Here is a 14,414-nt window from a genome sequence, read left to right on the forward strand (position 1 = left end):
GGTTTATTATGAAATTCATTCTGATGTCTACGAAGCAATAACCAGAGAAAAACGCATCAAGAAGTGGAACCGACAATGGAAAATAAACCTTATCGAGCAAAACAACCCCCAGTGGCTTGATTTGGGCATTGGATTATTTGGAGGGATGGTTGCCCGCCTGCGCGGGCATGACAGGTTTTTTGTCATGTACAGAGATAAATTTTATAGATATACCTGTGATCTTTCAAAATGCATGGTTTATATTTTTTCTTTTTCACCCTGCAGCATTTTAAAAAGCGAATAATGGCTCATTCCCTTGCGAGTTTTTTAAAATGCGGCAGGGCGGAAAAGAAAGGTGCCTAAAGCCGCACATTTTGAACGATGACGTGTATAAATGTGAGATAAGAAAGGAGATGGCACTGCTTCAGGATGATGATAGGACTATAAGTTAGAACCTATCATCACAGAACCTGAAGTGTATACCCGTTTAACCCGCGGCAGACATGCCGAGTTTTGTTTTAAAGAATTCTGCCATATGATCATGGCAAGTAGTAGGGTGTGATTGATTTTCTTCTAGCGGAACTAGCTTGCGACGTGGGAGGAAGTGAGGGACTTTTCCATACTGTTTCGCTTTTTCATTATGATCATCGCCTGAATTTGGAGCGGGCTTGAAATAATGATGTTCTGGATTATCCGCTAATAAAGCACTCTCATCAGGATTTAGAGACTTGCCTAGCTTCTCTTTAGTTAAAACTGCGTTTCGATCTTCATCAAATTTTGAAGCCATAGACGCCCAACTATCATGGATAATTCCATCTGTTTCTTCGAAGCTTCGCGAGTCCTTACTCATACGAACAACCGAATAGTTTTTATCTTCAGGCGGAATTTTTTCCCAAGCGCTGGCAGCATCGGTTCTCCAGCCTGCCAACCAAAGGACGGGCGCGAGAAGAACGTACATTAAACCTGCAACAAAATATTTTAACCAGGTCACTGGATTTTTTAAACTACTATCCGAATGTGGGAGTATATATCCAGATAAAAACCGTGGCATAGAACGAAACGAGCGTTCATTGTAAAGCTTAACTTTGTAGCCGTCTTCATGTAATTTCGCAGCGGCTATAGTTGCGGTTACTCCCCCGAGGCACAGACCTTCAATTCCAATATTTTCTGGCTTTGCTCCAAGTTCAATGAGTCGCTGAACTTGCGCAATAACATCGTTAACCATGTTTTCATGAGTCCAAACCATTCCTTTACTATAATCAACTCCTCGGTAATTAAAGCTTACCATTGTGCAACCAATGTGTTGAGCGGAGTAATTCATGTCTTTAATCCAATGCGTGAAATTACGTTCTCTAGGTAAGCAGGTAATAACAAATGTTCTTTGACTCATCGGTTTTGTTTCTTCACCGGCAGCAATAATCTCTGCGGAATCTAAAACCGCACCGTCTGTTGTTTTTAACGTGAAAAACTGAAGATTGTGGGTTCGTTTGGTTTCCAGCGCTTCAGTTCCATACTTTTCTTTTAACCGATTAAAAAAATACTCGAGTAGAGGTGCATCCAACAGTTCACGTCCTTTAAAATGAATTTGATTCCAACTAAACTTCCTATGTTTGCACTTCAATGCGGTAGATTTTCCTTGAACCAACAAATCAATTTCATTGAGCATCGAATCAATGTGAGCTTTATGCTTTGGATTGTCAAAACGAAGCGTTCTTCGTTTGATTGAATTTAAAAATGGAAGTTTCATTACTGCATTATTAAATTTCAACAAATAATCTTTAAATATCTTATGCGATTCATGTTTGGCCAGATTGACTATGACCAAGTCGTTTTCATCGGCAATAAAGTTATCCTGATTATTGTTGTCCGATGTAAGTAAAGCCTCGCTTTCTTTATCGGACATCACGACTAAATGAACTGGGCGTTGTCGTTTAACATCACTAGGATCTAAAGCAAGAATGGTTACAATACGGGCTAATAAAAAAGAAACCGTCCAAAATGGTATTGAAAATGGGGCTTTCAATAGATTAAATAACATCTGCCGGGCACTTGGTCGAGATTTAGAGAGTTCGAAATAATTATTTTCGGGCTTTAATTTAAAATTTTTTACTTGACTCATAGCTTCCTTATCCGTAAAAGAGTATTTGAAATGCAGAGTGGACATTATATAATCGATTTATTAAGAGAAGATTAACTGGAGTTTCCCTGTTTTGATTTTGCCATTCCCACGTTGCCTAGGAATCGAACACTAAGACTACTATAATGCACTTATTGCGCATGGATCTCCTGCCTTTATGAGATGACAAGCTACCACTATGACTTGGTGGTGGTTAGGTATAATTAAATGATCCTCATCATGTCTTAATTAAAACCTTTTTGCGCTTAATATTCTCTTAATTTTTCTTTCGTTATAATATCCCAACTGAATGCTTAAGGAGTTTAAGGTAATGACCGTCCAATACGAATATGATCCCCACAAACATATTAAAATATGGTTGAGCAAAAACCCCGCTATTTTCATGAACTTTGAAAATCAGATGCGGCTTATTGAAATGCGGGTAAAAAATCCTAAGGATGAAATAAATCTTGTCTATGATTCTTCTTTGTTAAATGAACAAGCGCTTCAAGATTTGGACAAGTTTTGTAAAGAGAACGACATTAAGCCAGTTGACATCGAAGACTTTTCCACGGATGAAATGACTGTACAGGAGCGGCAACTTTTTGCTGCATATAAGGACGAAATTCAACATTTAAATGAAGGCGGTAATTTAGCTGTAGCGAGTGATATTTTACGTTGGATAAAACCTGTCTATAGCTTAGGCACCTATACCGACTTTGATGTCCCGGTTGATACCTCTAGTTTACCAAAGCTCGTCCAGGTCGATTCTCCGTTGCTATTAAATATTGGAAGCTTAAAATTAGGTAATAACGAACTTATTATATCGAATAACGACTACATCGCTATTGTGGATGGTGAGGCTGGGAAGGAACAAATTGAAAAGGTCCAAAAAGGGATTTTAGATCGATTAAATGAATATGACTCCGACTTTATTGAAAGCGCTACTAAGAAATTAGGTGGGGATAGTTTTTTATATAGCCGAATCTCTAGCTATATGAAAAATCGAGCCGAATCCGAGTACATCGAAAAATCGCGGCAGTTCAATAGCGGAGTAAATACATCCAAAAACCCTCCTATGTCATCTAGAGAACTTCGCCAATTTATAAATAATGTGACCAAGGATCCTGACAGTTTTTGGAAGTTTCGTAGAAAAGGAAAGGATGATACTAAAGAATTAGTTGTAAAAAGACTTAGAAAAAATCTCTCAGACTCATTAGGCGTAATCAAATGGTTCTTTTTCAATAAAGAATATCGTGAAATAAAAGCGGTCCTCGCTAAAAGTGATGATGAAGTTTTAAAGTACCTCATGAAAAAAGAGCGTTCGTTGTACATGAAGTCTATCGTAGTATGTACGACTGGACCCGTTGAAATTGCTAAGTGTTTATTTAATGGCTATGTTCTAAAGTCCTCTGAGTTTGATAAGGATGCTGCACCAATGTCATTTAACCATTATGGCTTGAAGAAAGCCTTTCAATCTCAAAACTCAATTCCTATGCATGAAACTCCCCTAGGAATGCTTAAATTTCTTGGAGCAGCTGATGGCGAATTAAATGATTCTTCTTGGTTGGAGGAAGGGGTGCAGTTGCAGCAATCTCGCCAAGAAAGATTACTTGAAAAACAACGTGAATTGCAGTCCAACTTGCCGAGTGAGCTCCAAACATTACGTGCTAAAGCCGAAGAAAATATTAAGCGGATTGAAGACAAATCAACAGGATTCTTTTCTTTCTTTGGGCGAAGAGCAAGAGAGGCAAAATTAGAGGCATTGCAGAAGTTACTCAAATGTTTTCATGATGATACTCACGAGTTCAGCATTGATGAATATAGAACTTTGTTAGTGAGTATTCATGAGAAACGAAAGGACGTTTTCGCTGGCGTTTTCTTTAGTCGCACTCAGGATATTGTAGAGAAACTAGAAAAAGCTTGTACAGAAGCATTGGTGTTCCGTGTTGCTAAGGATGGTAAATCTTTGAATTTTGAAGACCAACCAGCAAATGATTGTTCATTGATATAGTATTTCTTTAATCTTCTGAAAGTAGATAACCACTCGATCAAAACCGAATGGTTATCTACCGCCAAATTCATTTCTTTTACCCCAAACTTCTAAAACTTGTCTAAACTAAAAAATAATAACAACAAGGAGTTTCATGATGCAACTTCAGGCCATTAATCCAGCAACGGAAGCTGTCACTCAAACCTATACCACCTATACCAAAGACCAAATCAATGCCTATATTGATGCTGCAGACATTAGTTTTAAAGCGTGGCGTACCACGACGTTTGAGCAACGGCGGGAACGAATGCTTGCGATGGCGGGGCTATTGCGTAATCAACAAGATGAATTAGCAAAACTCATGGCCACTGAAATGGGAAAGCCTATTTCCGCAGGCAAAGGTGAGATTGAAAAGTGTGCTTGGGTTTGTGAACATTTTGCTGATGAAGGGGAGCACTATCTCGAACCGCGATTGATTCAGACTGAAATGCACAAAACCAAAGTTTGCTATCAACCACTGGGTGTGCTGTTTGCTATCATGCCCTGGAACTTTCCTTTCTGGCAGGTCTTTCGCTTTGCCGCCCCCAACATCATGGCTGGGAATGCCGCCATTTTAAAACATGCGCCCATCTGCATGGGAACTGGTATAAGAATTGCCAAGTTATTTCTCGAGGCCGGTTTTCCCGAACATTTGTTTCAACATTTTGTACTGGATAATGAACTGGCGGCATATGTGATTGCTCAGGATAAAATTAAAGGGGTCACTTTAACCGGTAGCGAACATGCTGGATGCACGGTGGGGGCAGAAGCCGCAGGGCATCTAAAAAAAGTTGTCTTGGAGTTAGGGGGCAACGATCCCTACGTGGTATTAAGTGATGCCGATTTAGATTTAGCCGCGGACTCTATTGTCACATCACGAATGAATAATTCAGGACAAGTTTGCATTGCAGCCAAACGAACGATTGTGGTTGAAGACTGCGTGGATGAGTTAACAAATAAAATTATGGAACGAGTAAAACAATATTCCATAGGTGACCCCCTGGATCCAGATACGAATTTTGGACCAATGGCACGAGAAGACTTAAGAGATACCGTACATCAGCAAGTGTTAGACAGTCAGAAAAAAGGGGCCAAAGTACTTTATGGCGGCGAAATTCCAGAGAGAAAGGGATTTTATTATCCTCCTACGGTTTTAACGCACGTAAAACCAGGCATGCCGGCCTTTGATGATGAGTTATTTGGCCCAGTTGTTGCTATCATTGTGGCTGATAATGAGCAACATGCCATACAATTAGCCAATCAAAGCCGATTTGGTTTGGGCGCTGCGGTGTTCACGCGCGATATTGAGCGCGGTGAAAAAATCGCGACTTATGATATTCATGTTGGAAGCTGTTTTGTGAACGCGTATGTGGCCTCTGACCCGCGTGTGCCCTTTGGAGGAATCAATCACTCGGGCTTCGGACGCGAATTATCCAAAGAAGGAATCATGGAATTTGTAAATGTTAAAACCGTGAGTATTAAATAACTTATGAGTAATAAACAACTAATTGTAGTCGATTCCAAACGTCAAACGATGGCGTGTTATGAAGACGATCGATTATGGCGAAGCTATCTGGTATCTACAGGAAAAAATGGCATGGGCGAGCTTAAGAATAGTTATTGTACGCCTCGCGGTTGGCATCGGGTTCATAGCATTATTGGCCTTCGCCATGCGGAAAACAGCGTTTTTGTTGCACGGGAATGGACAGGCGAAATCTATTCTTCTGAATTAGGTCAAACTTATCCCGATAGAGATTGGATTTTAACCCGAATTATTCAGTTAGATGGTATGGAACCAGGTCGCAATAAAGGCGGTGAGGTTGATAGCCTAGAACGTTATATATACCTTCATGGCACTCCAGACAACACCATACTTGGTCAACCAGGCTCAAAAGGATGCATTCGCATGAGAAATAAGGACATCATTCAACTTGCAAACTGGGTTCAGACGGATGCAAGCGTTTATATTGAATAATCGTTTAAGTTTGCTTAAGCACGAACAATAGGTTTTGAGTTATTTTCACACGTTTAGGTTCCGCTCATTGATGAAATCCATGTACGATAGGTGTATAATCCTAGAAAAAGCAGTTAAGCCCTACTACGCAAGCTAATAGCACGAATCTGTTGGCTTTTTTTAATATTTTTTGCTCACCGTAGTGGTGTGACTACTGCCTTCACAAAAAATATTAAAAAAAGCCAACATCTTCAGCACTCTTAACTTGCTCGCTACAAGCTCAACTGCTTTTTTTGGGATAATTCGTGTCAATTTATATCAATACCGATTGGGGTTTTTGAATGTCATACAAATTTGAAGAGGGTAAAGATCAGATTTTAAACACGGTCGTTAAAAAAATTAAATCCAAAATGAATGGGCAGCAAGCAAAGCTTTGCTCTGAATTTTTCTTGCAGTTTTTTGGCACCGTCGCTTTAGAAGATTTGCAGGAATGGTCCTCTGATGATTTGTATGGAGCCGCGATTAGTTATTGGCATCTTCTTCAAAGTCGCGAGCCTGGGGAAATCAAAATACGCGTTTATAATCCCGATTTTGAACGGCATGGCTGGCAAACAACCCACACTGTGATTGAAATCATTTCTGATGACATGCCCTTTTTGGTTGATTCCGTCCGCATGGCGGTAAATCGTATGGGATTATCCTCGCATTTGATCATTCACTTGGGTGCATTACAAGTTGAGCGTAATGACCAAAATGAAATTAAAGCGATTGTTGCTCCCAGTGCAAAGCGTGCAAAGAAAACCGATGACACCGCGTTAATTTATATGGAAATTGATCGTCAAACTGACCCTCAAATTCTTGACGAGCTTTATAAACATTTAGAACGTGTATTAGAAGATAATCGATTAACCGTTGAAGATTGGATGGCTATGCGCGAGCGCGTTCGAGATATTATTCATGAATTAGACCATGCGCCTAAATCGCTTGATCCGGCTGAGGTTGAAGAAACAAAAGCGTTTCTCAATTGGATTGAAGATCATCATTTCACCTTTCTTGGTGTTCGTGATTATGAAATTGTACAAAAAGGTAAAGAAACCATTTTACAAGCAATTCCAGATACTGGCTTAGGCGTCTTAAGTCAGGGGTTAAGTAAATCGTCAGTACGCAGTATTTCTGCAATGACTCCAGAGGCACGCGAACTGACTTTGTCGTCGCGTATTCTGGTGATGTCAAAAACCAATACATTGTCTACGGTTCATCGCGATGCTTATACCGATTACATTGGCGTCAAACGCTTTGATAAAAAAGGCAAAGTGATTGGTGAGCGAAGAATCATTGGTTTATATACTTCAGCAGCGTATAACACCAACCCCAAGCATATTCCATTTTTGCGTCATAAAGTTGCGCAAATTATGAAAAACTCAATGCTTCACCCCCGCAGTCATGCCGGTAAAGTCTTGCTCAATATTCTTGAAACGCTTCCTCGTGATGACTTAATTCAAGCTTCCGAAGATGAGCTCCTAGAAATTGGAATGGGTATATTTCATATGCAAGAACGACGTCGCATCCGTATGTTTGCACGTACAGATGTATATCGTCGTTTTATTTCTTGTTTGGTGTATGTACCAAGAGATCGTTTCAATACAGAGTTGCGACAAGAAATGCAAGATGTGCTTAGCGACGCCTTTCATGCAAAAGAAGTTACTTTTTCAACGCATTTTTCTGAGTCAGTCTTAGCAAGAATTCATTTCATTATACGGATTGATCCTCAGGAAACGCCTAATATCAATTTTAAAGAAGTTGAACAGCAACTCATCGAAATTGGACGGTCTTGGACGGATGATCTTCATCAAAATTTAAAGGACGCCTTTGGAGAAGAAAAAGCCAATCAAGTTTATTCCACTTATAAAAATGCTTTTCCAGCCGTCTATAAAACCAATTTCACACCAAGAACAGCGGTTTTTGATATCAAGCATATTGAGCAGCTGTCTGATGAGCATCCCTTAGGTATGAATTTTTATCGTCCTTTAGATAACTCATCGGATACATTTCGTTTGAAAATGTATCAGCACGATACCACTATTGCAATTTCTGATGTGCTTCCTATTATTGAAAACCTTGGGATGAGAGCGATCACCGAGCGGCCATATGCACTTAAATTTGGCAAAGGGAAGGTCGCTTGGATTAATGATTTTATTTTGCAATACACCAACGGTTCTGTATTTAATTTCGATGAAATTCGGGAATTGTTCCAAAAAGCGTTCACTCATATCTGGTTTAATGATGCTGAAAACGATGGGTTTAATCAGCTCGTGCTGGGAGCTAGCTTAGATTGGCGCCAAGTCTCAGTGCTTCGAACCTACGCTAAGTATTTCAAGCAAATAGGAATTACGTTTAGCCAAGATTATATTATCTCCGCACTCAATAATAATGCTCAATTAGCTAAAAAATTGGTTCGGCTTTTTGAACTGCATTTCTCGCCTGAAGAAATCGAACACCGCGAAAAACAGATGCATTCGTTAGTTGCGGAAATATTAACGGATTTAGATTCAGTCGAAAATCTGGACGAAGATAAGATTATTCGTCAATACGTACAAGCCATCACCTCTACGCTACGAACCAATTTTTATCAGTTGGATGAAGAAGGACAGCCTAAATCATATATTTCAATCAAACTGAATAGTAAAACCATAGCCGGTGTTCCACGACCACACCCCATGTTTGAAATATTTGTCTATTCACCAAGATTAGAAGGCGTTCATTTAAGATGTGGTCGAGTCGCGCGGGGGGGGATTCGCTGGTCGGATCGTAAAGAAGATTTTCGCACAGAAATTTTGGGGTTGATGAAAGCGCAACAAGTTAAAAACGCAATCATCGTTCCCAGTGGCGCTAAAGGCGGATTCGTTGCAAAACAACTCCCAGTCAATGGAACGCGTGAGGAAATTTTAGAAGAAGGAATTAATTGTTATCGTTTATTTATTCGAGGACTTCTCGATATTACCGATAACTACATACAGGGGGCCATTGTAAAACCCGATAACGTGGTTTGTTACGATGAGGATGATCCTTATCTTGTTGTAGCGGCAGATAAAGGAACGGCTACTTTTTCAGATATTGCGAATGAGCTATCGCAGCGGTATGGCTTTTGGTTAGGAGACGCGTTTGCTTCTGGTGGTTCAATTGGCTATGACCATAAAAAAATGGGGATCACGGCTAAAGGGGCTTGGGAGTCTGTTAAACGCCACTTTTATGAAATCGGTGTTGATATTCAAACCACTGATTTTACCGTAGTTGGCATTGGGGATATGGCTGGCGATGTGTTTGGTAATGGCATGTTGTTATCAAAACATATTAAATTAGTCGCGGCCTTTAACCATATGCATATTTTCATTGACCCGGATCCAGAACCCAAGACAAGCTACAAAGAACGCGAGCGTTTATTTAATCTTCCTCGTTCTACGTGGGCTGATTATGATAAAAAACAAATCTCAAAAGGTGGCGGTGTTTTTAATCGTTCTGCTAAATCAATACCCCTTACTAAAGAAATCCGAGACTTGCTGGGTATTAAGCAAACCTCCGTTGAGCCAAACGAGCTCATCCGCATGATTTTACAAGCGAAAGTGGATTTACTCTGGAGCGCAGGGATTGGAACGTTTGTTAAAGCCAGAACAGAAACCAATCAGGAAGTCGGTGATAGAACGAATGACGCCATTCGAGTTAATGCAAAGCAGTTAAATTGTAAAGTCGTAGGAGAGGGCGGAAATCTTGGACTTACTCAGTTGGCGCGCGTTGAATATTCATTAAATGGTGGATTAATTTATACCGACTTTATTGATAATTCAGGGGGAGTGAGCTGCTCAGACAAAGAAGTCAATATTAAAATCTTGTTAGACATGATAGTACGAGCAGGTGATCTGACTGAAAAACAGCGAAATGAACTCTTAGTTGAGATGACTGACGAAGTATCTCGCTTGGTTTTACGTGAGAATAATGCACAAACTCGCGCTTTAAGTATGATGGAAGCGCAGTCGGTTCGTTCCATTGAACTACACTCTCGCTATATCAATGAATTAGAACGTACAGGAAAAATTGATAGAAGCCTTGAGTTTTTACCTGAGGAAAAAGTATTAATGGAGCGTAAGCTGGCGGGACGTGGTTTAAGTAGTCCCGGCATGGCTGTTTTATTTTGCTATAGTAAAATTCTTCTAAAAGAAGCCATTTTGGCTTCAGATGTTCCAGAGGATAGTTTTTTAAATTTTGCTTTAATACGTTCTTTCCCAATTCCATTGCGTGAGCGATTTAGTGAACAAATGCAATCCCATCCCTTGAAACGCGAAATTATTGCTACGAGCTTAAGTAACACTATTATCAATGAAATGGGATTTACATTTGTGTTTCGTATGCAAGATGAAACTGGGGCTCCTATTTCAGCGATTGTTCGATCGTTCATGATCGCAAGAGCAGTGATGGATATGGACTCCGTATGGAAACAAATTGATACGCTTGAAAATAAAATTTCAGCGGATGCACAGGCTGAAATAATGCTCATGTATGTTCGGTTGCTACGACGGATGGCTCGATGGTTTTTGCGGAATCAACGTAAAAGACTGGATATCAGTAAAACCGTTGAATTATGTGCCCCTGGAGTTAAAGAGCTTAAAAAAGCGATGCCAGAAGTCTTCGGTGCAACTCATCGTGTAAAATATGAAGAGCATTTAAATGTATATTTAGCGATGGGAATTAATAAAGAGCTCGCTCATGAGCTAACCATCACTCGTGGTATGTTTGCAGCGTTAGATATTATTGATATTGCGCATGAATTCAAAGTAAAAATATCTAAGGTGGCTGAAATCTATTTTAATATCGGTGAATATCTTGAGTTGGCTTGGATCAGAACGCAAGTGATTATTCATCCTACCGATAATCATTGGGAGGCTTTATCCCGAGAAGCATTGCGTGATGATTTGGATTGGCAGCAACGGCAATTAACCTATGGAATTATCCAGCTAAATGGTTGTAAAAAAGACTTTTTCAAGTGCTTTAATAGTTGGTCTGAAAAACACGCTTCGTTAATTGAGAGATGGCGGCATGTGTTAGGTAATCTACGTTCAAGTTCAACATTAAATTACACAATGTTTTTCGTCGCAACACGTGAACTGTTAGATTTAACTCAAACCACCGTGCAGTCTCAGCTAGCGGATAACAATTAGATTGTTCACGAAGCCAACGAGTAGGTTTTTATGTGTATTAATTTTACAGTTTTGTAGCCGGATTACGCCAAAGGCGTAATCCGGGATGAGTCTGGCAAGATTGAAATCCTGGGTTACGGTTAAGGTAATACAGAAAATTAATTGAATAGGGCTCTTGCAGAATAGGTGTTAAATCTCCTAATATGACCGTAGATTTAAATTGAGTTGTTCAAGGAGAGCATAAAAATGAAGTCTATGGCTCAGTATTCATCTGGATCAAAGTTTTTTCATTGGTTAATCGCAGTTATAGTTACCTTTATGCTTTGTTTTGGATTCTTTCTGGATGACCTGCCCAAGACGATTCAACCTATAGCTTATATGATGCATAAATCCTTTGGAATCACAGTACTAATGCTGATGATTCTTCGAGTCAGTTGGATTATTAAATCAGGAAAGCCGAGTTTACCTAACACCGTCCCATTTTGGGAGAAAGCGTTTTCACGTCTAGTTCAATATAGCTTTTATCTTTTTTTATTTGCAATGCCTCTTTCTGGTTGGATCATGTCTGCTGCAGCCGATAAAACCCCAGTATTCTTTGGGCTTTTTAAGGCTCCTTTACCAATAGCTCCCAACCAATCTTTGGCAAAATTTATGAATCAAACCCATGGTATTCTTGCTTGGGTGTTAATCGGACTTCTGATTTTACACATTGCTGGAGCGTTAAAGCATTATTTCTGGGATAGAGATCAGGTATTGCAAAGTATGCTCCCCGAATAAGAATGGCTTAATTTTTTAATCATCTAACGGAACTAGAGCAACTTCTTTATCATGCCCCTCAATGAAGCAGTGTGCAGGAAGGTTGTCTTTTAATACCGATGCTGCAATTAACACTTTGTCTTTTCCGATAGGACAAAAATCCACTAATTCTCCAACTTCTATGGATGGTTCATCTGTGGATATTAATTTCAAGCCCGATCGAAGCGTTTGGGCGCTAGAAATAATAAATAATTTCATCTCATGCTTTAATTTAGCTCGATAATGCGTGCGCGCAATAATTTCTTGCCCAAGATAACAACCCTTATTAAAACTTATTCGTTCGGTGTTATGTAACTCTAGCCGATGCGGTAAAAACAAACCTCGCGATACAGGATAAAGTTCATACATCTCATTAAGCAATTGCAGTTTATGCCAAGCCAAACTGCCTTTCCATTGGTTCCGTGCGATAAAAGGCTGTTTAATTGAGTCCATATTAAAATCGTCTAATAAAATAATATGCAACTTTGGGCCAATAGTGTAAATGCAAATCGCTTCAGTTTGATTTACGTGATATAGGCTTTCTGGCAAAGAAATCGTTGATGGCATTAGATCATTAGGATTTTGACAGTAAAATCCTAATACGTGCGGCATAGGTTTTTGAGAGAGCTTGATTCTTGAAAACATGGCGGTTTTCGCCAAATTCGTTAGGGTCGCTTCTACCATATCTTCAGGTAAAATGAGTTTCAGTCCGTTCCATTGCAGCACATCTACTAGCGCTAAGATACGGCCTTTGATATTACAGAGCGCTCCTGGTTTCATCTGGGTAGGCTGAACGCTCGCCACGTCAGTAGTAAGCTGACCTTGCAAAAAGGCTTGACTATTATCACCTTGGAGTTGAATCATTCCAAGGTAGGATAAATCAAACAAATAGTTTTTAGTTGGGTCAAATTGCAACGCTTGCTCAAGCGAGGTATATAAGGAATAAGGTCGGTCGTTGAGTACGTAAGTATTGGTTGTCATGGCGTTTAGCAATTGCTGATTTAGTGCGCATAGTGTAGCATTGCATCTATATTTGTTAATACTTTTTTTTATGATCTCTCCTCACCGAACAGCTAAAATTAAATGGAATTGCCGCAGAGGAATGCTGGAACTCGATTTAATCCTTAATCGATTTGTGGAACATAGATTAGAGACGTTATCTGAAGATCAACTGCGTTCATTTGAAACGTTACTCGAATTACAAGACCCAGAACTTTATTATTGGCTAATGACGGATGAGCCTATTTCTAACATGGAGTTAAGAGAGATTGTTAGCCTTATCAAATTTGCGAATAAAGCTTAAGCCATCTAAAGACTTTAACAAGCTACGTAAAGCATTGGCTGGGCTTACAATAATTATTTTTAGTCAATCTTTATTTATTACTAATATTGTTGCTTTTTTATTAGTCGGCCTTACAACGCTTATCCTCATCATACTGTACAAAGGTCAATTTTCTGAAGAAACAATTGATCAGATTGAACACAATAAAAACGGTTGGGTTCTTCGTGACTATAAAAATAGATCGTATAAATTCGAGCGGTTGGAACTATCCTTTGACTCAGGATTTTTTACAGTGATCACATTCACCAGCTTATACTCCAAGAAAAAATTGATTTTATTTCATGATCAAATAACCGAATCACAATTAAAACAAATTCGGATTATCCACAAAATTACGTAATGTTATAGCGTCGCTTTATTAGGCCCACAATATGCGTTTGATTTTAAATTAGAGCCACCAACTTATCGGAAGTATGTTTTCGGGTAACAATATAAATAACAAATTATTTCAGAAAAAATAGGCAACGCTCCTAAAGTTTTTTGCAATCTTCTCACTCTTAATTTGCGCACAGATGTTTCAGTTTACTTCGATCTGCCCCCTCTCCCGCGCTAGGAGTTTGAGTCTTAGGTCCGACCCGGTCACATCGGTAACAAATATGACCGGACACATAGGTAACAGTTAATCTACATCCAGACAAATAGCTAGGAGTGTTTGTGATGCCTTGGATAGAGACTGAACCTATGAACGAAAAAATTAAATTTATTTCAGCGTACCTCAATAATGAAGAGGCTACATTTATTGAATTATGTGAACGTTTCAATATCAGTAGTAAAACGGGCTATAAATGTATTAATCGATACAAAGAGGAAGGAGTTGATGGCCTTAAAGAGCGCTCAAAAGCGCCCCATGTTCAAGCAAACAGAATGGCGAGCCATATTGAACAGAGCATCCTTGCTGTAAAAAGCCACTACCCAAATTGGGGCTCTAAAAAGATAAAAAATTGGTTGCAACAGGAAAGAAGCGATATATACCCGTAATCTTTCAAAATGCGTGATTTATGCTTTTT

The 14,414-nt window shown here is 39.4% G+C and carries 11 protein-coding genes; 9 read left to right on the forward strand and 2 right to left on the reverse strand.

Annotation, left to right across the window (positions count from 1 at the left end):
• Nucleotides 1-283, forward strand: a 283-nt coding sequence (locus tag E1O47_RS12645) for a GIY-YIG nuclease family protein (RefSeq protein ID WP_479724347.1), incomplete at its 5' end; no start/stop codon positions are given.
• A gap of 183 nt (nucleotides 284-466) precedes the next feature.
• Here E1O47_RS12645 and E1O47_RS00010 read toward each other — a convergent pair.
• Entirely contained in the window at nucleotides 467-2,098 is a 1,632-nt protein-coding gene (locus E1O47_RS00010) for an alpha/beta hydrolase family protein (RefSeq protein WP_133129227.1), read from the reverse strand.
• Nucleotides 2,099-2,426: 328 nt separating this feature from the next.
• Here E1O47_RS00010 and E1O47_RS00015 point away from each other — a divergent pair, with 328 nt between their 5' ends.
• The 5 genes from E1O47_RS00015 to E1O47_RS00035 all read left to right on the forward strand — a co-directional run bounded on the left by E1O47_RS00015 (nucleotide 2,427) and on the right by E1O47_RS00035 (nucleotide 12,047).
• Complete coding sequence (locus E1O47_RS00015; RefSeq protein ID WP_165474994.1) at nucleotides 2,427-4,109, forward strand: glycosyltransferase family 88 protein; 1,683 nt, start codon at nucleotides 2,427-2,429, stop codon at nucleotides 4,107-4,109.
• Nucleotides 4,110-4,245: 136 nt separating this feature from the next.
• Nucleotides 4,246-5,613: an NAD-dependent succinate-semialdehyde dehydrogenase gene (locus tag E1O47_RS00020; protein ID WP_133129357.1), complete on the forward strand. Its 1,368-nt coding sequence runs from the start codon at nucleotides 4,246-4,248 to the stop codon at nucleotides 5,611-5,613.
• Nucleotides 5,614-5,616: 3 nt separating this feature from the next.
• Nucleotides 5,617-6,102: a L,D-transpeptidase gene (locus E1O47_RS00025; protein WP_133129229.1), complete on the forward strand. Its 486-nt coding sequence runs from the start codon at nucleotides 5,617-5,619 to the stop codon at nucleotides 6,100-6,102.
• Between the two features lie 320 nt (nucleotides 6,103-6,422).
• Nucleotides 6,423-11,291, forward strand: a complete 4,869-nt coding sequence (locus E1O47_RS00030; protein ID WP_133129230.1) for an NAD-glutamate dehydrogenase — start codon at nucleotides 6,423-6,425, stop codon at nucleotides 11,289-11,291.
• 225 nt (nucleotides 11,292-11,516) lie between these two features.
• The gene (locus E1O47_RS00035; protein WP_242601936.1) at nucleotides 11,517-12,047 is read left to right on the forward strand and encodes a cytochrome b; all 531 of its coding nucleotides are present in this window, start codon (nucleotides 11,517-11,519) and stop codon (nucleotides 12,045-12,047) included.
• Between the two features lie 15 nt (nucleotides 12,048-12,062).
• On the opposite strand, the gene ygfZ is transcribed toward E1O47_RS00035, so the two are convergent.
• The gene (gene ygfZ, locus E1O47_RS00040) at nucleotides 12,063-13,046 is read right to left on the reverse strand and encodes a CAF17-like 4Fe-4S cluster assembly/insertion protein YgfZ (RefSeq protein WP_133129231.1); all 984 of its coding nucleotides are present in this window, start codon (nucleotides 13,044-13,046) and stop codon (nucleotides 12,063-12,065) included.
• Nucleotides 13,047-13,167: 121 nt separating this feature from the next.
• Between ygfZ and E1O47_RS00045 the strand changes: the two genes are divergently transcribed.
• The 3 genes from E1O47_RS00045 to E1O47_RS00055 all read left to right on the forward strand — a co-directional run bounded on the left by E1O47_RS00045 (nucleotide 13,168) and on the right by E1O47_RS00055 (nucleotide 14,385).
• Complete coding sequence (locus tag E1O47_RS00045; protein ID WP_242601938.1) at nucleotides 13,168-13,368, forward strand: succinate dehydrogenase assembly factor 2; 201 nt, start codon at nucleotides 13,168-13,170, stop codon at nucleotides 13,366-13,368.
• The gene (locus tag E1O47_RS00050; protein ID WP_133129232.1) at nucleotides 13,334-13,747 is read left to right on the forward strand and encodes a hypothetical protein; all 414 of its coding nucleotides are present in this window, start codon (nucleotides 13,334-13,336) and stop codon (nucleotides 13,745-13,747) included. The genes E1O47_RS00045 and E1O47_RS00050 overlap by 35 nt, the downstream gene beginning before the upstream one ends.
• Before the next feature lie 317 nt (nucleotides 13,748-14,064).
• Nucleotides 14,065-14,385, forward strand: a complete 321-nt coding sequence (locus tag E1O47_RS00055; protein WP_133129233.1) for a helix-turn-helix domain-containing protein — start codon at nucleotides 14,065-14,067, stop codon at nucleotides 14,383-14,385.
• Nucleotides 14,386-14,414: the final 29 nt, after the last annotated feature.

The organism is Legionella yabuuchiae (assembly GCF_900640115.1).
GTDB classification, from domain to species: domain Bacteria; phylum Pseudomonadota; class Gammaproteobacteria; order Legionellales; family Legionellaceae; genus Legionella_A; species Legionella_A yabuuchiae.